Source organism: Streptomyces sp. CC208A, from assembly GCF_030010625.1.
GTDB lineage: Bacteria > Actinomycetota > Actinomycetes > Streptomycetales > Streptomycetaceae > Streptomyces.
Genome location: NZ_JASCXN010000035.1, coordinates 37210 through 55129 on the forward strand (window position 1 = coordinate 37210; position 17920 = coordinate 55129).

14 protein-coding genes are annotated in these 17920 nt (G+C 73.6%); 6 read left to right on the forward strand and 8 right to left on the reverse strand.

What is annotated here, in order from left to right:
• Nucleotides 1-77 precede the first annotated feature (77 nt).
• Entirely contained in the window at nucleotides 78-980 is a 903-nt protein-coding gene (locus QK442_RS29735) for an aminoglycoside phosphotransferase family protein (RefSeq protein ID WP_282697189.1), read from the forward strand.
• A gap of 4 nt (nucleotides 981-984) precedes the next feature.
• Here QK442_RS29735 and QK442_RS29740 read toward each other — a convergent pair whose 3' ends face one another.
• Nucleotides 985-3033, reverse strand: coding sequence for a UvrD-helicase domain-containing protein (locus QK442_RS29740; RefSeq protein ID WP_282697208.1), 2049 nt, complete (start codon nucleotides 3031-3033; stop codon nucleotides 985-987).
• 272 nt (nucleotides 3034-3305) lie between these two features.
• Between QK442_RS29740 and QK442_RS29745 the strand changes: the two genes are divergently transcribed.
• Nucleotides 3306-3515 (forward strand): hypothetical protein, encoded by a 210-nt coding sequence (locus QK442_RS29745; RefSeq protein ID WP_282697190.1) that lies wholly within the window; start codon nucleotides 3306-3308, stop codon nucleotides 3513-3515.
• A 48-nt stretch (nucleotides 3516-3563) separates the two neighbouring features.
• Nucleotides 3564-3887: a hypothetical protein gene (locus QK442_RS29750; RefSeq protein WP_282697191.1), complete on the forward strand. Its 324-nt coding sequence runs from the start codon at nucleotides 3564-3566 to the stop codon at nucleotides 3885-3887.
• A gap of 5 nt (nucleotides 3888-3892) precedes the next feature.
• On the opposite strand, the gene QK442_RS29755 is transcribed toward QK442_RS29750, so the two are convergent.
• Nucleotides 3893-5533: a DNA repair helicase XPB gene (locus QK442_RS29755; protein WP_282697192.1), complete on the reverse strand. Its 1641-nt coding sequence runs from the start codon at nucleotides 5531-5533 to the stop codon at nucleotides 3893-3895.
• A gap of 135 nt (nucleotides 5534-5668) precedes the next feature.
• Here QK442_RS29755 and QK442_RS29760 point away from each other — a divergent pair, with 135 nt between their 5' ends.
• A complete protein-coding gene (locus tag QK442_RS29760) occupies nucleotides 5669-6247 on the forward strand; it encodes a Uma2 family endonuclease (protein ID WP_282697193.1) in 579 nt (192 codons plus the stop codon).
• A 9-nt stretch (nucleotides 6248-6256) separates the two neighbouring features.
• Here QK442_RS29760 and QK442_RS29765 read toward each other — a convergent pair whose 3' ends face one another.
• Entirely contained in the window at nucleotides 6257-8833 is a 2577-nt protein-coding gene (locus tag QK442_RS29765) for a helicase C-terminal domain-containing protein (RefSeq protein ID WP_282697194.1), read from the reverse strand.
• 75 nt (nucleotides 8834-8908) lie between these two features.
• On the opposite strand from QK442_RS29765, the gene QK442_RS29770 reads away from it, so the two are divergent.
• Nucleotides 8909-9847: a hypothetical protein gene (locus tag QK442_RS29770; RefSeq protein ID WP_282697195.1), complete on the forward strand. Its 939-nt coding sequence runs from the start codon at nucleotides 8909-8911 to the stop codon at nucleotides 9845-9847.
• A gap of 8 nt (nucleotides 9848-9855) precedes the next feature.
• Here the strand turns inward: QK442_RS29770 and QK442_RS29775 are convergent, their stop codons facing one another.
• From QK442_RS29775 to QK442_RS29785, 3 genes are read right to left on the reverse strand one after another with little or no spacing between them, the layout of a single operon-like run.
• A complete protein-coding gene (locus QK442_RS29775; protein ID WP_282697196.1) occupies nucleotides 9856-10710 on the reverse strand; it encodes an ABC transporter ATP-binding protein in 855 nt (284 codons plus the stop codon).
• The gene (locus QK442_RS29780) at nucleotides 10707-11789 is read right to left on the reverse strand and encodes an iron chelate uptake ABC transporter family permease subunit (protein WP_282697197.1); all 1083 of its coding nucleotides are present in this window, start codon (nucleotides 11787-11789) and stop codon (nucleotides 10707-10709) included. The genes QK442_RS29775 and QK442_RS29780 overlap by 4 nt, the downstream gene beginning before the upstream one ends.
• Nucleotides 11786-12799 carry an iron ABC transporter permease gene (locus tag QK442_RS29785; RefSeq protein WP_282697198.1) on the reverse strand — a complete coding sequence of 338 codons (1014 nt, stop codon included), beginning with the start codon at nucleotides 12797-12799 and terminating at the stop codon, nucleotides 11786-11788. The genes QK442_RS29780 and QK442_RS29785 overlap by 4 nt, the downstream gene beginning before the upstream one ends.
• Before the next feature lie 114 nt (nucleotides 12800-12913).
• Here QK442_RS29785 and QK442_RS29790 point away from each other — a divergent pair, with 114 nt between their 5' ends.
• Complete coding sequence (locus QK442_RS29790; protein ID WP_282697199.1) at nucleotides 12914-13549, forward strand: HAD hydrolase-like protein; 636 nt, start codon at nucleotides 12914-12916, stop codon at nucleotides 13547-13549.
• Between the two features lie 10 nt (nucleotides 13550-13559).
• Here the strand turns inward: QK442_RS29790 and QK442_RS29795 are convergent, their stop codons facing one another.
• Together QK442_RS29795 and QK442_RS29800 are read right to left on the reverse strand one after the other, a co-directional pair.
• The gene (locus QK442_RS29795; RefSeq protein ID WP_282697200.1) at nucleotides 13560-13829 is read right to left on the reverse strand and encodes a hypothetical protein; all 270 of its coding nucleotides are present in this window, start codon (nucleotides 13827-13829) and stop codon (nucleotides 13560-13562) included.
• Nucleotides 13830-13929: 100 nt separating this feature from the next.
• Nucleotides 13930-17382 (reverse strand): VCBS repeat-containing protein, encoded by a 3453-nt coding sequence (locus tag QK442_RS29800; RefSeq protein ID WP_282697209.1) that lies wholly within the window; start codon nucleotides 17380-17382, stop codon nucleotides 13930-13932.
• Nucleotides 17383-17920: the final 538 nt, after the last annotated feature.

Genomic DNA, 17920 nt, shown 5'->3' on the forward strand with positions numbered 1-17920 from the left:
ACTGACAGCCCACGGACGCCACCGACCGGGCGTCAAACCCGGTGCGAGCCCCCGACCTCGGTCGTTAGCCTCCCCGCATGGCGGACGGAATGGACGAAGAACTCGTGAGGCGGCTCGTGCGGGCCCAGTTCCCGCAGTGGGCGGGCCTGGAGGTGCGGCGGGTGGCCTCGGCCGGGACGGACAACGCGATGTTCCGGCTCGGTGACGAGCTCGTCGTACGGCTGCCGAAGGCGGAGTGGGCGGCCGGGCAGGCGGAGAAGGAGCAGCGCTGGCTGCCCCGGCTCGCGCCCGCGCTGCCGCTGCCCGTGCCGGTGCCCGTCGGGGCGGGTGTCCCCGGGGAGGGGTACGGGCGGGCGTGGGGCGTGTACGCGTGGCTGGACGGCGCCGACGCCTGGGCCTCGCCCGTCACCGATCTGGCCCACGCCGCCGAGGAGTTGGGGCGGTTCGGAGTGGCCTTGCGGGCCGCCGACGCCACCAGCGGGCCCCGGTCCTTCCGGGGTGGGGCCGTCACCGAGTGGGAGGGGGGCGCCTTCCCGCCCGCCGTCGCCGCGCTCGCCGCCGCCGGACTGCTCGACGGGCGCGCCGCGCTCGACGTCTGGGAGGAGGTCCTGGCGCTGCCCGCATGGGACCGGGAGCCGGTCTGGCTCCACGGCGACCTGCTGCCCGGCAACCTCCTCACCTGCGGCGGGCGGCTCAGCGCCGTCATCGACTTCGGCGGGCTCGGCGTCGGCGACCCCGCCGCCGACCTCCTCCCCGCCTGGACCCTCCTCACCCCCGCCACCCGCCCCCTCTTCCGCGCCGCCTCCGCCGTCGACGACGCCACCTGGGCGCGCGGGCGGGGCTGGGCGCTGTGCTGGGGGATCGTCACCGACCACTACTACGGCGACCTCGGCGGGCCCGGCACCGCGCCCACCCCGAACCCCGTCCTCGCCGCCGTCGCCCGGCGGGCCTGGACGCAGGCGCTGTCCGAGTACGCCTGAGGCCTCAGGCCAGCTGCTCCGGCAGGGGCGCCGCGTGGACGACCGTCAGGCCGGAGACGGCTCGGGTGAGGGCCACGTACAGGCGGCGCAGGCCGGTGCGTTCGTCGGGTTCGCCGTCGACGACGGCGGCCGGTTCGTCGAGGACCACGTAGTCGTACTCCAGGCCCTTCGCCAGCGACGCAGGGACGAGCGTGAGGCGGGACTCGGCGGTCGTCTCCTCGCCGGGGGAGAGGTACGGCATCCCCGCCGCGTCCAGTGCCGCCGCCAGCGGGGCGATGCGCGCGTCGGCGGCGATCAGGCCGATCGAGCCCTCGTGCGCGAGCGCGTCCACGCAGGCCGACACCACGGCCTCGGCGGAGGCGTCCGCGATCGCCGCCCGGATCTCGAACGCGCCCGGGTTCTCCCGTACCGACTCCACCGGCGCGAGCCCCGGCGCCATGTGCGGCAGCAGCCGGGAGGCGTACGCGATGACCTCGGTCGGCACGCGGAAGCCGGCCGTCAGTTCCTCGATCCGGGAGTCCGGCTTGCCGAGGTGCTTCAGCGCCTGCTCCCAACTCGCCGTGGCCCACGGGGTGGTGCCCTGTGCCAGGTCGCCGAGGACCGTCGCCGAGCCGGTCGTGCAGCGGCGGCCGACCGCCCGGTACTGCATGGGGGAGAGGTCCTGCGCCTCGTCGAGGACCACGTGGCCGAGCGACGGGGTCCGCTCGACGAGGTCCGTCGCCTCGTCGATCAGGACCGTGTCCGCCGCCGACCACTTCGCCGTCTTCACGCTCCGGCCCGGCTTCGCCCAGAGGAGCAGCTTCTGCTCCTCCTCGCTCAGCATGCCCTCCGCGTGCTCGGCCAGGAACTCCGCGTCGCTCAGGAGCCGCAGCACCAGCTTCGCCGGGTCGACCGGCGGCCAGCACTCCTTCACCACGGCCTTCACGGCCGCGTTGCGGGCCACCGCGTTCTGCACCCGGTCGTCGGGCGCCTCGCCCGCCTGCTCCATCCTGACCAGGACCGCGTGCGCGATGCGCTGCGGCAGGGCCTCGCGGGCGGCGCCGTAACGGATGTCACGCTCCGTCAGCTCCCGTACCATCTCCTCCAGTTCGTACGACGGGACCCGCCAGCGGCGCGAACCGCGCACCACCATCAGCGGCTCCGTCGGCGGCTTCACGTGCGACCACACCGCGCGCCGCAGCACCTCCGCCATCCGGGCGTCGCCCTTCACGACCGCCGTCGCCGCCTCGTCCGTACCGCGCACCTCCACGTGCGCCACCAGGTCGTCGACGGTCGCCTGCTTCACCTCCAGCTCGCCGAGGGCGGGCAGCACCTGCTCGATGTACTGGAGGAAGGAGCGGTTCGGGCCGATGACGAGGGTGCCGGTGCGGGCCAGGCGTTCCCGGTGGGCGTAGAGGAGGTAGGCGACACGGTGGAGGCCGACGGCCGTCTTCCCGGTGCCCGGGCCTCCCTGCACGCACAGCGTGCCCGACAGGTCGGAGCGGACGATCTCGTCCTGCTCCGGCTGGATCGTCGCCACGATGTCCCGCATGGGGCCGACGCGCGGCCGCTCGATCTCCGCCTGGAGCAGCCGGCTGGCGCGCTCCAGCTCCGCCGGGTCGGAGAGGCGTTCGTCCTCGTACGCGGTGAGCTCGCCGCCCGTGTAGCCGAAGCGGCGGCGAAGCCCCACGTCCTGCGGGTCCTTCTTCGACGCCTGGTAGTACGGCTGCGAGACCGGCGCGCGCCAGTCGATGACCATCGGGTCGCCGTGGGCGTCGTGGACGTGCCGCCGGCCGATGTAGACAGTGCCGATTGAGTCGCCTCCGGCGACGGGCTGCCCGTGCTGGGTGGGCGGCAGGTAGTCGAGGCGGCCGAAGAAGAGCGGGGTGTGGGCGAGGTCGGCGAGCGCCTTGATGCGGTCCTCGATCTGCCGCTCCAGGACGATCGAGTTCACCCAGTTCGCGGTGACGTCCTTGATGTCCAGCGCCTCCACCTCCTCGCGCATCGCGCGCAGGGCGGCACGGGAGGCGGAGAGGTGGGCGCGCTCGCGTACGAGGGGGTCGTCGGCGGGCATGCCGGGTACGTCGGGCACGGCTGCGGACACGGTGAGGCCTCCGGGCAGGTGGTTACGCGGACACGTCGATGTGGCCGCCGGTTTCCGACCGGACGGCGGCGCTCTCCGCGCGCGGAGTACACCGGCGGGAGGCGGGGAAGCCGGTGAGTCTAACCCCGGCCGGGGTCCGGTGCGAATCCGTTTTCCGTAGGGGGAGGGGTCCGCCGTGAGGGGGACCCCGGTTCCACCCCCAGGCCGATGTGTCCGGCATGTCCGGATTGGAGGATGGAGTCATGACCGCGACGACCTTCACCTCCGCGACCACCGTCTCCCGCCCCCGCCCCCACCCCCACCCCCACCCCCGCCGGCTGGCCGTGTCCGCCCTCCGTGCGGTACGCGCCTTCGGCGGCGCCGCCGTGAGCGTGGCCCTCCTCGGCGACCCCGGCCCCTGCGGGGCGGGCGTCAGGAACCCCCGGCCTGAGTACGCGCCCGGCCCCGACTGAGTACGCGCACGCCTGCCGGCGGCCCCGGCACGGTGATGGGGTGGGGCCATGACGACGCCGCAGCACTCCACAGCCGACCGGAGCACCGCTCCCGCCACCGACCCCTACGCCCCGAGCGCCACCGCGCTCCGCGTCATCGCGGGCATCGGCCTGCTGCTCGTCGCGGCCTGCTGGGTGGCGACCATGGTGGTCACCCTCACCGACGCGATCTCCGACGACGGCGTCGGCGGGGGCTTCGTCACGGCCGGCTTCTGGGCCGTGGGCCTCGCCGCCGTGGCGGGCGTGGTGGCCCTCGCCGTGCCCCGCCGCGCCCTCGTCGCCGCCCAGTACGCCCTGGCCCTCGCGGGCCCGGTCCTGGCGCTGATGGACTGAGCTTCCTACGGCGCCAGCAGCTCGTCCGCGTCCACGATCCGGTACGCGTACCCCTGCTCCGCCAGGAACCGCTGCCGGTGTGCGGCGAAGTCCTGGTCGATGGTGTCGCGGGCGACGACCGAGTAGAAGTGCGCCTGGTGGCCGTCCGCCTTCGGGCGCAGGACGCGGCCGAGGCGCTGGGCCTCCTCCTGGCGGGAGCCGAAGGTGCCGGAGACCTGGATGGCGACCGTGGCCTCGGGCAGGTCGATGGAGAAGTTCGCGACCTTCGACACGACGAGGACGTTGATCTCGCCGTTGCGGAACGCGTCGAAGAGCCGCTCCCGCTCCTTGTTGGACGTCTCGCCCTTGATGACCGGGGCGTCGAGGTGGGCGCCGAGCTCGTCGAGCTGGTCGATGTACTGGCCGATGACGAGGATCTGCTGCCCGGCGAACTTCCTCACCAGGGCTTCCGTGACCCTCCGCTTCGTCGCCGTCGTCGCGCAGAAGCGGTACTTCTCCTCCGCCTCGGCCGTCGCGTACGCGAGCCGCTCCGAGTCCGTGAGGTTCACCCGGACCTCGACGCAGTCGGCGGGTGCGATGTACCCCTGGGCCTCGATCTCCTTCCACGGCGCGTCGAACCGCTTCGGCCCGATGAGCGAGAAGACGTCCGCCTCCTTGCCGTCCTCGCGCACGAGCGTCGCCGTGAGGCCGAGGCGGCGCCGCGCCTGGAGGTCGGCGGTGAACTTGAAGACCGGCGCGGGCAGCAGGTGCACCTCGTCGTAGACGATCAGGCCCCAGTCCCGGGAGTCGAAGAGTTCCAGGTGCGGGTAGACGCCCTTCCGCTTCGTGGTCAGCACCTGGTACGTGGCGATGGTGACGGGCCGGATCTCCTTCTTCGTCCCGCTGTACTCGCCGATCTCGTCCTCGGTCAGCGAGGTGCGCCGCACCAGCTCGTTCTTCCACTGCCGGGCGGAGACGGTGTTGGTGACGAGGATCAGCGTCGTCGCCTTCGCCTTCGCCATCGCCCCGGCGCCGACCAGCGTCTTCCCCGCGCCGCAGGGCAGCACGACGACGCCGGAGCCGCCGTGCCAGAAGCCCTCGACGGCGTGCTGCTGGTACGGCCGCAGGCTCCAGCCGTCCTCGGCGAGCTCGATCGGGTGCGCCTCGCCGTCCACGTACCCGGCGAGGTCCTCGGCGGGCCAGCCCAGCTTCAACAGCGTCTGCTTGATCTGGCCGCGCTCGGACGGGTGCACCGCGACCGTGTCCGCGTCGATCCGCACCCCGACCAGCGGCTGCACCCGCTTCGACCGCAGGATCTCCTCCAGGACGGGCCGGTCGGTCGTGGTCAGGACGAGCCCGTGCGCCGGGTGCTTGGTGAGCGTGAGCCGCCCGTAGCGGTCCATCGTCTCGGCGATGTCGACGAGCAGCGCGTGCGGCACCGGGTAGCGGGAGTACTCCACGAGCGCGTCCACGACCTGCTCTGCGTCGTGACCGGCGGCCCGCGCGTTCCACAGGCCGAGCGGCGTCACCCGGTACGTGTGGATGTGCTCGGGCGCCCGCTCCAGCTCCGCGAACGGCGCGATCGCCCGCCGGCAGGCATCGGCGAGCTCGTGGTCGACCTCCAGGAGAAGCGTCTTGTCGCTCTGGACGATGAGCGGCCCATTCACGTGCGATCAGGTCCTTCCCGGGCCGTTCCCGCGACGGCCAAACCTCCAGTCTGCCTGATACGGGCCGTATACGGGCCGTTGTCGGAGCGGGCTGCCACACTGAAGGCGACCGGTTTCCGAGAAGGAGGTGGCGTGATGAGCGTTGCACACGATCCCCACTACGGGCCCTGGACGGTAGAAGAGGTTCTGGCACTGGGGGAGGACCGTGGCGAACGTCGTGAATTGATGGGGGAAGCGCTCTTGATGTCACCAGCTCCGGGAACCAAGCACCAGCGGGCGTCGTCCCGGCTGTGGCATCTGCTTGACACCGCCGTCCAGGCGGCGGGAGCGCCCGCAGAGGTCCTTGAGGCGGTCAACCTCGTGCTGCCCGACGGGCTGTTCATCCCGGACATCGTCGTCGTGGAGGCCGCTGCGGCAGCCGAGGATCCGATCACCTACGACGCCGAAGCCGCCCTGCTCGTCGTCGAGATCGTCTCCCCGTCGTCCTCCGGCCGCCGCACCGACCGGTTGCTCAAGCCGCCGTACTACGCGGAGGCCGGCATCGAGCACCTGTGGCGCCTCGAACTGGAGCCCGTGCCGGCGCTGGTCGTCTCCGAGCTGCGGGACGGCCATTACGTGGAGCGGTTCGTCGCCGAGGCCGGGCGGGAGACGGCGGTCGACGCGCCGTTCCCGCTGAAGGTCGACCCCGGTGCCCTGGTGGCCTCCCGCCGCTGAGCGCGTCCGTCAGACCTCGTCCTCCGCCAGTTCCGCCACCCCCGTGATCCGGTGCAGCGGGTACGTCCGGACCTCGTCGGCCGTGTGGTCGTAGCCGGTCACGAAACCGCCCTCGACCCGCACCGGGGCGATGACCCGCTGGCTCGCCGTGCCCTCCGCGTTGACGTAGCCGATCCAGACGGCGGAGCCGGTGAGGGCCGCGGCCTGGACGGTGGCCAGGGTCTCGGCGGCGGAGGTGCGGGGGAGGCCGCCCGCCGTGACGGGGGCGGCGGGTTCCTTGCGTACGGCCGTGGCCGCGCGGTCGCCGGCGCGGATCGCCCGGACCGCCGCCGCGAGGAGGGTGGTGTCGGGGGTCGGCGGGCCGTCGGGGACGGGGGCGGGGGGCGTGCGGGGCGGGGTGCGGTGCGCGTCGGGGCGGGTGATCAGGACGTCGCCCTCCGCCGACTCGGCGGCCGGGGCGTAGCCCATCGACCGGAGTCCTTCGAGGAGCGCGGCCGGGTCCGTCCGCGCGGCAAGGACCGTCGGGGCGAGGCGGCGCAGGCCCAGGGGCGCCGAGCGGCGGTCCGCGAGGATCTCGCCGAGCAGGGCGTCGTCGTCGCAGCGGACGTACGCCGACGCCGCCCCGACCCGCAGGTGGCCGTGCTTCCTCGCCACGTCGTCGACGAGGTACGCGAGCGGCTGCGGCACCGGTGTACGGGAGTGCGCGGCGAGGAAGGCGTGCAGGTCGGCGGCGGTCTGCCCGGTGTCGAGCGCGCGCCGCACCGAGCCGGGCGTGAACCGGTAGACCGTCGCGCCACCCTTCGACTCCACGTCCGCCAGGACCGCGAGCGCGTCGGCCAGCGGCCGCAGCAGCGGGCCCGGTGCGACGGCCGTCAGGTCGGCCTGGAGGAGCACGTGGTCGACGGGCTCGGGCAGCAGCGGCTCCAGGAGCTCCGCCGCGTGTTCCGCCGCCACCTCCGGCTCCACCCCGCCGCCTTCCGCCGTCGGCGAGGCGGCCTCGGTCAGCGGCAGGTTGAGCAGGGCCCGCGCGGCCGTGGACAGCGCCCCCCGGCCGGTGATCCCCAGGAGTTCGGCGTCGGCCAGCGTCCAGCGGGCCAGGCGTTCCCGCAGGTCGGCGGCGGGTCGGGGGGCTTCCGTGGCCGGACCCGTCGCACCGCCGCGCGTCGGACGCTCCCAGCGGAGCCGGGCCAGGAGGGTCTCCGGGTCGGCCGCCGCGCCCGGCGGGAGGGCCGCCAGCAGGCCGAGGACCCGGCGGCGTACCTCCGGCGCCGCCGCGCGGTCCAGGTCGGGGCCGAGCGCCGACAGCGTCCGCCCCTTCGCGTCCTGCCCGCCGACCAGGCCCGGCGTGCGGGTCGCCGCGAGCCAGGCGGCGGCCAGGCGTACCCAGCGCTCGGCCGGCGGCTGGTCGAGCCAGTCGTCGTACGCGGGCGTCGGCGCGTACCGCTCGTCCGCCTCGCCGTCCGAGGCCAGCAGCCCCGCCCCGTACGCCAGCTCCAGCCAGAAGGCCGCCACCGGCTCGGGCACGTCCAGGACCGTCGCCGTCCGCCTCAGGTCCCGCACCGAGAGCCCGCCGGCCCGCAGCACGGGTGGGCCGCCGTGGTCCCAGGACTTCAGCAGTTCCTCGATGGTGGCGAGCGCCGCGTACGCCTGCCCGGCGGCGGCGCCGTCCACAACCTGGGGACGGTACTCGCGGGCCACCCCCACCTCGGGCGCGCGCGGCTCCGGCGCCCGGTGCGCCCGCCCGCCGCGCAGGTGCAGCGCCGCCTCGCGGGGCAGCACCACCGTCCGCGGCGACACCGGAAGCAGCAGCCCCCGGTCGCGCAGCCAGCCCACCGGCGGCGTCGGCTTCGCCGTCACCTCGCCGTACGGCGGCCCCCACACCAGGCGGTCGAGGACCGCGAGGGCCTCCGGCGGCGCCGTGTCGAGCAGCGCCCCCATCCGCTTCCGGTCGGTGAAGAGCGCGGTGAGCGCGGCGACCGCCGACACCGGGTCGTGCGTGGACGGCAGCCCGGCCGCCGCCACGATCTCCTGCAGCCGCCCCGGCGACATCCCGGCCGTCGCCTCCGCGACGGTCGGGCCGAGGCCGGTGGGGGAGGGGTGCTGCGGCGACGGGGAGAGCAGTTCGCGGGCCGTCCGCACCAGCCGCAGCCGGTCGTCGTCGCCCCACACCAGCGCCTGCTCGCGCAGCAGCGCCACCGCGCGGGGCAGCGCCTCCTCGATCTCCGTCGCCTCGGCGTCCGGTGCCTCGGCGTCCGGTGCCTCGTGGTCGCCCCTGAACAGGCCGAGCAGGGCCGGGTACGGCGTCGGGTCCGGCGCCACCGCCAGCACCTCCGCCACCTGGAGCGCGAACCGGTCGAGCCGCTCCAGGGCCCGTACCACCGACGCCCGGGTCCCGGCGCGGGTGGCCAGCTGCGTCAGGTCGTTCGGCACCGGCCCCAGCAGATCGGGGCGGGCCCGCAGCAGCGCGGCGAGCCCGTCGTCCCCGCGCGCCCGCAGCGCCTCGGCCAGCGTGCGCGGGCTCCCCGCGGTCCCACTCGGACGTCCCTCGGGCACGTGCGCCTCCCGGTCCAGCTCGCCGATCCCCATCCGCCCCACGTTATCCGCTGCGCAGGCGCTACCGTCAGGACCGGGACGGCGTTCGGCCGGACGTGGAGGGGCGGCGTGGGCATCGAGAGCGACCGGATGGTCTTCGACTACCTGAGCCGGGTCGGCGACCTGGCCCAGCAGCAGCACCTTCCGCCGGGCGAGCGCAGAGCCCTCGTCGCGGGCCTCCGCGACGAGATCGACCGCCGTCGCGCCACCCACGGCAAGGAGTCCCCCTCCGCCGTCCGCGGCATCCTCGGCGACCTGGGCACCCCGGACGAGGTGGTCGGCCGCGCGGCGGCCTCCGCCAAGCCGGACGCTCCGGCCCCCGTCGACCCCCCTGCCGATCCCCCCGGGCGCCGCACCACATGGTGGTCCGACGCTCCGGCCGAGCCCGCCACCGCACCCGTCCCCCGCCCCCGCGCCACCGAGCCGTCCCCGTCCCAGACGGACGACTGGTGGAAGGACGACGACGACCTCGGCGCACCCGGCTTCGTCGGCGGCGTCGAGGCCCCGGAGCTGTTCCGCCCCCCGGCCCCCGACCCCGAGGAACCGGAGGAGCCGGGCCCGCCCGAGCCCCCCGCGCGCCGCGGCCTCCGCCTGCTCCGCCGCCTCCGCCGTACCACCGAGAAGTCCCCGGCGGAAGCGGCACCGGAAGAGGAGGGAACACCGACCCGGCTCCTCGCCCACCCCTTCCTCCTGCTCGCCGCCGCCCTCCTCCTCGCCGGCGCCGTCTTCGGCTGGCTCCTCGCGCTCGCCGCCGGCTGGCTCCTCGCGTACGGCTCCCGCCGCCTCACCCCCGGCGAGATCAAGACGACCGTCTTCGTCCTGCCCGGCCTCGCCGCCGCGACCGCCGCCGTCTGGCTGTGGGGCCGTACGGAGGGCCGCTGGGGCCCGCCGCTCCCCGCCGGCGGCGACGCCCTGGGCGCGGCCGTCACCGAGGCCTGGCCCTGGACCCTCAAGGCCGCCGCCGTGGCCTCCGCCCTCTTCCTCCTCCGGCGCGCCCGCCGCCCCTGAGACCCGGCCTACGCCACCGGCTCGTCCTCCGCCTCCCACGGCGCCCCCGGGATCACCAGAGGAGACCCGGTCACCGGATCCGGGACGACGACCGACGGAAGCCCGAAGACCTCGCGGACGAGCTCCTCCGTGACGACCTCCGACGGCGGGCCCTCGGCGACGACCCGGCCGGCCTTCATGGCGACGAGGTGGTCGGCGTACCGGGCCGCCTGGTTGAGGTCGTGCAGGACGAGGACCACCGTCCGGCCGCGGGAGCGGTTGAGGCGGCGGACCAGGTCCAGGACCTCCACCTGGTGCGCGATGTCCAGATAGGTGGTGGGCTCGTCGAGGAGCAGCAGGTCCGTCTCCTGCGCGAGGGCCATCGCGATCCAGACGCGCTGCCGCTGCCCGCCGGAGAGCTCGTCGACGGAGCGGTCGGCGAGGGCGGCGACGTCCGTGTGGGCCATGGCCTCCGTCACCGCCCGCTCGTCCTCCTCCGACCACTGCTTCCACCACGCCTGGTGCGGCTGCCGGCCCCGCGCCACCAGGTCCGCGACCGTGATCGCCTCGGGGGCGACGGGCGTCTGCGGCAGCAGGCCGACCGAGCGGGCGATCCGCTTCGTGGGGAGCTTCGCCAGCTCCTCCCCGTCGAGCAGGACGGCGCCCCGCACCGGCCTGAGGAGCCGGCCGAGCGCCCGCAGGGTGGTCGACTTGCCGCAGGCGTTGGGGCCGACGATGACGGTGACGCGCCCGTCCGGGACCGCCAGGTCCAGGTCCTCGACGACGACCCGGTTCTCGTACGCGAGGGTCAGCCCGCGCGCGGACAGCCTGCTCGTCCTCGGTCCGTTCGTCATCGCTCCGCTCGGTGTCGGTCTGCTGCTCATGCCTTCTCTCCCGTGCGGCTCTGGACGATGAGCCAGATCAGATACGGGGCGCCGACCGCCGCCGTGAGGACACCCACCGGCAGTTCCACCGGCGAGAACAGCCGCCGCCCGGCCAGGTCGGCGGCGGTGACGACGAGCGCGCCGAGCAGCGCCGAGCAGAGCAGCGGGATCTGCGCCGTACGCGTCACCCGGCGGGCGATCTGCGGGGCGAGCAGCGCCACGAAGTCGACAGGACCGGCGACCCCGGTCGCCACCGAGGCGAGGACCACGCCGACCGCGACGAGCCCGAGCCGCACCCGCCCGAGCCGGACGCCGAGCGCCGTCGCCGTGGCGTCGTCGAGGGAGACGGTCCGCTGGGCGCGGGCCGCCCACAGCACGGCGGGCAGCGCGAGCAGCAGCGTCCACCGGACCGGCGCGGACTCGTCCCAGCCGCGCCCGTTGAGCGAACCGGTCATCCAGATCTGCGCCTGCTGGGCGACGAGGTAGTCGCCCTTGGTCATGAAGAGGGTGATGAGGGACCGCAGCGCGATGGCGATGCCGATGCCGATGAGCACGAAGCGGGTGGCGTGCAGCCCGCCGCGCCAGGCGAAGGCGTACACGAGGGCGGCGGCCAGCACCCCGCCCGCGATCGACAGGTACGGCAGCACCGTGTACGAGGCGAGGCCGAAGGTCATGGCGCCGACGGTGAGCGCCCCGGCGCCCTGGCTGATGCCGATGATGTCGGGCGAGGCGAGCGGGTTGCGGGCGACGGTCTGGACGAGCGCGCCCGCGATCCCGAAGGCGGCGCCGACGGCGAGCGCGGTGACGAGCCGCGGCGCGCGCAGCTCCTCGACGACGAACGCGGCGGGGGAGTCGCCGCCGCCCAGGACCGTCAGCACCTCGCCGGGGGCGACGAACCGCTCGCCGACGCAGAGGTACGCGACCGAGACCGCGGCGAGCAGCAGGAGCAGCACCCCGGCGGCGAGCACCGACCGCCGGTGCACCAGGAAGGAGACGGGCCCGGTGCGGACGAGCCCGTACCCGGCGGGCCGGACGGCGGTACGGGCCGGGGCGGGGGTCCGGCTCCGGAGGAGGCTCATGCCGGCACCGCCTTCCGCCGCACGAGGGTCACCAGGAACGGCACCCCGATGAGCGCCGTCATGACCCCGGCCGGCACCTCGCCGGGCGGGAGGACGATCCGCCCGGCGACGTCCGCGACCAGCACCATCACGGGCCCGAGGAGCGCGGCCATCGGCAGCACCCACCGGTGGTCGGAGCCGACGACGGCGCGGGCGAGGTGCGGGACGGCGAGGCCGACGAAGGCGATGGGGCCGGCGGCGGCGACGGCCGCGCCGGTGAGGACGGTCGCGCCGAGCCCGCCGACGATCCGGACGGTCGCCACCTTCTGCCCGAGCCCCCTGGCGACGTCCTCGCCGAGCGCGAGCGCGTCGAGGCCGCGCGCCACCGACAGCACGAGGGCGAGGCCGACCAGCACGAACGGCCAGATCTGCCCGATCGTGGCCGCGTCGCGCCCGTCGAGCGAGCCGATCTGCCAGAACCGGAACTCGTCGAGCGCCGCCGCCTTCGTGGTGAGCACGCCGGTCGTCACCGACAACAGGAGCGCGTTGACCGCCGCGCCGCCGAGCGCCAGCTTCACGGGCGTGGCGCCGCCGCGGCCGCGGGAGGCGATCGCGTACACGGCGACGGAGGCGAGGGCGGCGCCGAGGAAGGCGAACCACACGTAGCCGGAGAGGCTGTGCACGCCGAGGAAGGCGATGGCGAGGACGACGGCGACCGCGGAGCCCTGGCTGATGCCGAGGATGCCGGGGTCGGCGATCGGGTTGCGGGTGATGCCCTGGAGGGCGGTGCCGGCGAGCGCGAGGGAGGCGCCGACGATGAGCCCGATGACGGTACGGGGGAGGCGGAGCTGTCGTACCACCTCGGCGTCGTCCCCGGTGGCCCCGTGCAGGAGCGCGTCGAGGACGGTGCCGGGGGCGATGGCCCGGGCGCCGACGGCGAGGCTGAGGAGGACCGCGAGGAGCAGGGCGACGACGGCCGCCGAGGTCGCGAGGGTCCGTCTGGCCCGTAGGGAACGGAGAGCGGCTGTCATGGGCACCATCGGGCGAGGAGGAGAACGGACGAGGAGGAACTTTGGTAAGGCTCAGCTAACCAGTCGCACCGGAGCGCCGTCCAAGCGGCCACCCCTTTCGAACGCCTGGGCACAATGTCCCCCATGACGACGAACGTTTCCGCAGGCCCGCTCACGGTCGGTTTCGACCTCGACCTGACCCTCCTCGACACCCGCCCCGGCATCAAGGCCGCCTTCGAGGCGTTCTCGGAGCGGTACGGCGTCGCGATCGACGCCGACCTCGTCGTCACCCGCCTCGGCCCGCCGCTGGAGCAGGAGATGGCCCACTGGGTCCCGGCGGAGCACGTCACCGAGATGACCGCCCGCTACCGCGCCCTCTACCCCGAGCACGCCATCGCGCCGACCGTCCCCATGCCGGGCGCCCGCGACGCCCTCGCCGCCGTCCGCGAGGCGGGCGGCCGGACCGTCGTCGTCACCGCCAAGAACGGCCCGGACGCCCACCGCCACTTCGCCCACCTGGACATCGAGCCGGACGCCATCGTCGGCCGCCTCTTCGCCGAGGCCAAGGCGGAGGCCCTGCGCGCCCACGGCGCCTCGGTCTACGTCGGCGACCACACCGGCGACGTACGCGGCGCGAAGGCCGCCGACGCCGTCTCGGTCGCCGTCGCCACCGGCCCGTGCTCCCCCGAGGAACTCCGCGAAGCCGGCGCCGACGTGGTCCTGAAGGACCTGACGGACTTCCGCGCCTGGTGGAAGACGTACCTCTCCTAGGCGATGCGCCCTAAGCGGTACGCCGGGCCTGCCGCCGCTGGGCCGCGACCGACCGCAGCACCCCGGCCCCGGCCAGCGCGAACCCGACGCCCATCAGCATCGACACCAGATAGGCGACGGTCGGAAAGGGCTCGGTGCCGAGCAGCAGCGGAGCCACCGTGACCAGCGTCGCGACCGCCCCGACCGCGAAGACGACCACACCGGCCTTGACGAGACCGTCCCCCGGCACGGAATCGTCCACGGAATCGCCCACCGGTCCTGTACGGGTTTCACTGCGCATCCCGCCAGGGTAGTTCCCCGGCCCGCACAGGCGAGGGCGGGTACGGCGGAGGGCGACCGCCGGATGCGGTCGCCCTCCACTGCAGGGGTGATCGACGGGGTCAGCCGAAGGCGAGCGTGCCCGTCCAGTTGACCCAGCTGGCGGCGACACGGCTGCCGTGCGCGGTGGTCCCTCCCTTGTAGAAGTAGAGGGTGCCGTCGGCCGCCATGGCCCAGATGTCCGGGGTGGTGCCGGAGTCGCGGTCGACGTCGGGGGTCCCGATGACGAAGGGCATCTGGGCCGCGGACCATCCGCCGGTGCCGTAGATGGTGTCCTCGCCGGTCAGGGAGCTGGAGGCGAAGGCGAACGAGGCGAGGTCGACGCCTCCGCCGGAGGGCTTGCCCTTGCGCAGGACGAGTCCCTTGTCGGCGACGGGGCCGCGGAAGAGCAGGTCGGGGACGTTGTCCCCGCTGATGTCCCCGACGGTGACGATGTCGCGGTCGGCCCAGGTGCCGCCGCTGATCAGACGGGCCTCCTGGAAGGAGGCGCCGGTGTAGCCGATGAAGGCCCACAGCTGGTCGCCGGTGGTGGCGAGCAGGTCGGGGAGCTTGTCCCCGGTGATGTCGCCGGTGGCCTTGATCTGGCTGAGGGAGGAGGGGGCGGGGGCGTTGCCGGGGAGGAGGATCTCACGGCGCTTGGTGACGTTGACGGCGCCGTACCCGTCGCCCGGGTACATCCACAGTTTGCCGCCGACGCGGACGATGAGGTCCTCGAAGCCGTCGCCGCCGTAGAAGTCGCCGTTGTGGGTGATCAGGGCGCCGGAGAAGTGCCCGGCCGGCGGGGCGATGAAGACGGGCAGGCCGTCGCCGCCGTTGGGGTCCTTGGCGGGGTTGAGCTGGTAGGCGCCGGACATGGAGTAGTCGAAGGTGCCGGTGCCCTTGGACGGATCGCTGCGGAGGGCCTGGGAGGGGTACAGCCGCAGGTTCTTGCTGCCGGTGATGGCGAACAGGTCGGGCAGCGTGTCGCCGGTGACGTCGCCGGGAGGGTCGGCCTGGTCGCGGGGGGTGACGTAGAAGAAGTACTTGGTGGGCTGGGAGACGTGCCCCGCTCCGTCGACGGTGCGCGCGTACAGCACGTTGGGTCCGGCCGCGGGGGGCTTGACCCCGGAGACGGTGGTGATGGTGGAGGTGGAGGCGCCGGCGGTGCGGGAGACGGTGATGGGGTAGTTGTTGGCGTTGAAGCCGTACTCGAAGCGGATGACGTCGCTGTCGAGGGCCTGGAAGGTGAAGGTGCCGGCGGTGCCGAACTTGAGCTTCGACCAGTTGGAGTCCTCGGGCTCGTTGCCGAAGGTGTTCTCGTTGCCGTCGGCGTTGGGGAAGTCGGTGGAGCGGACCCGGGGCGGCTTGGGGGCGGCGCTGTCCCAGATGAACCGGCACGGCACCTTGGGCGTGTAGGCGGAGGAGCTGCCCGCGGCGTCGACGGCCCGGACCGACCAGGAGTAGACGGTGTTGTTCACCAGGCCGCTGGTGGAGAAACCGGGCGTGGTGCGGGTCGCGGCGTCGGTGTCGGCACCGACGGAGACGGTGCCGGTGGACTTGAGCATGTCACCGGTGACGGACCACTTGTTGGTCGGCCACAGGGCGAAGTCGAGGTAGGCGAGGTTGTCGTCGCTGTCGGTGGACCGGGCGGTGAAGGTGAGACTGGAGGAGCCGACCCGGACGTACGGAGGGGTGGTGGTGCACTTGAAGTCCGGCCCGAGGTCGTGGTGGGTCGGCGGGGTGGGGGGCCGGTTGTAGGTGATCTCCAGGACGGGGGCGTTGTCGCCGTCGGCCTGGAACTTCTTCCACGCGTACTGCGACTTCTCGTCACGGGCCCGCAGACCGAAGGTGATCGTGCTCCTGCCCTGGTCGGCGGCCTTCTGTGCGGCTGCCAGCACGTCGAAGGTCTCGTAGTCGTCCTTGCAGCCGGTCTTGTAGCCGTGGGCGAAGCTCGCCGGTTTCGCGGCCAGATTCGCGTCGGTCAGGGCGGGTGCGTTCTTCCAGTTGGTCCGCGCGTTGATCGGTCCGGTGACGTGGACGGACATGCCGCGGGGGCTGCAGGACCAGGAGTAGGTCTCCAGGAGCCGCAGGGTGGCCTGCCGAATCTTGGCGCCCTGGAGCTTCTTGTCGTACGCGATGTTGAAGTACGACCGGGAGGTGCCCCAGGTGTCGGACTCGAAGCCGACCCGGGCCTCGTGGGTGCCGCCCTTGTTGAAGTCCTTGCCGTTGAAGAACGTGGCCTTGGGGTGGCGGCTGTAGGCGGTGGTCCAGTCCTGGGTGTGCTTCTTGACCGTGGGGTCGATGAAGACCGGATAGACGGTGGCCGGGTCGTCGAGGAAGTCCCTGCTCGGGGTGAGCAGCCAGGTCCCGTCGCCGAGGTCGGCGTCCACGATGTCGCCGCGGGACTCGGGGGAGGGGCCGTTGAGCAGCGGCAGGCTCAGCGTGGCCGCGTCCCCGGTCTGCGAGGGCGCCGGCGTCGGCTCGGCCGGTACGGGAGGAAGCGGCGGGTCGGTGAGAGCGGGGGCGGCCTCGTCCGTGGCGTCGGGCAGGGCCTCGCCCTCGGGGTCGACGTTGTCGTCGGCCAGTGCCTCGGTGCTCGCGCTGGGGCTCGGCTCCTCGCTGATCGTGGCCGTCGGCGTTTCGAGGGACTCCGGGGCGGTCGGCTGCGAGGAGGCGCCGAGTTCGCCGTCGGTGACGGCCGGGGCGCCGCTGCTGTCCCACATCAGCGGGGTGGGCGAGAGCGCGACCTCCTGCCCGTCGGGGTCCTCGGCCGACACGATGCCGGTGGCCGAGTCCAGGCTGAAGGTGAGCGTGGGGGAGGACAGCCCGTACGACAGCTGCGCGACCCGCGGATCGGAGGCTGCCTGACGGTTTTTCAGGACGAGGAGCTGGGCGAAGCCGTCGTCCTCGGCCGTCAGCACCAGGTCGGCGCCCGGGAAGATCTCCGGGTACAGGGCCCGCGACCCGTCGATGACCGGTGCGGGGACGGGGCCGGGCCAGGTGAGCTGGATCTCGTGGGTCTCGGGGATCTCCGTCGTACCGCCGACGGTGAGCGTGACCAGCGGACTGCCGGGCTCCGTCTCGGCCTTCAGCCCCTTGACGAGCGAGATCCGTCGTACGCCTCCGCGCGAGGCCCGGTCTCCGCTGCCGGTGCTGCCGGCGGAGAACACCACGGGATTGTTCGTGGCCGCGGGCGTCCAGCCCTTGCCGGTCCGCTTCAGCGTGGTGTCGATCTTCTTCCATTCGTCGCCGACCTTGGCCCAGATCGGGGACGCGTACAGCTTCTTCGTCATCAGCCCGTCGGGACGGGCCCAGGTGGTCGACCGGGCGGTCCGCAGCTCCGTGGCCTCGACCGGCTTTCCGCTCTTGCGGGCGAGCGAGACGGCGGAGGCCTGACTGACGGTCCGCGGCTCGTCCTTGTCCTTGCCGGAGGCGTTCCGCCCGTCCGCCGGGAGGGGGGCCGCTTCGTCGGCGGAGCCGGCGTGGAAACCGGCGTAGGTGATGCCGCCCGCGGCGAGCGCGGCCGCGACCACCATGGCGCTCACGCGCCGGGCCGTCGGCCGCTGCCATGACTGTCTCATCGGGTGAGGACCCCTCTTCCCAGCATTTCCCAGCATCCGGGCTCTGACGGCACCGGCTGAAACCACGAAGCCCGCCATGGCGTCATGAACGAGGGCGGTCCGGGCCGGAACACCTTTCCGCGCAGGCATGGCTGGGCGAGCCGATGATGACCCATCAAGCTCCTGGCGTCATCCGACGACGGAATCCGCTCATGCCCGCCTGCTCCGGCCGGAGAAAGAAGGACTCCTCGGTCGGGGAACCGCCCCGGTGAGGAACGCAGGTGCCGACAGGGCGGCAAAACAAAGGAAAAGCCGTAAAAGACTGCTCGGATGGGGTCTTTCCTCACCGAATACGCGGATCATGGGCGTCTGGTGCGCTTGCTGCGCTGACCTGCTCCTATGTCGGTTGAGTTCACTTGTAGGCATTCCATATGCAGCCGGACCGTTACGTTCCATGACAATAATCACGCTGCGTTCACCACGGCTGGCGTTTCTTTACGAAGTACCCGCAGAA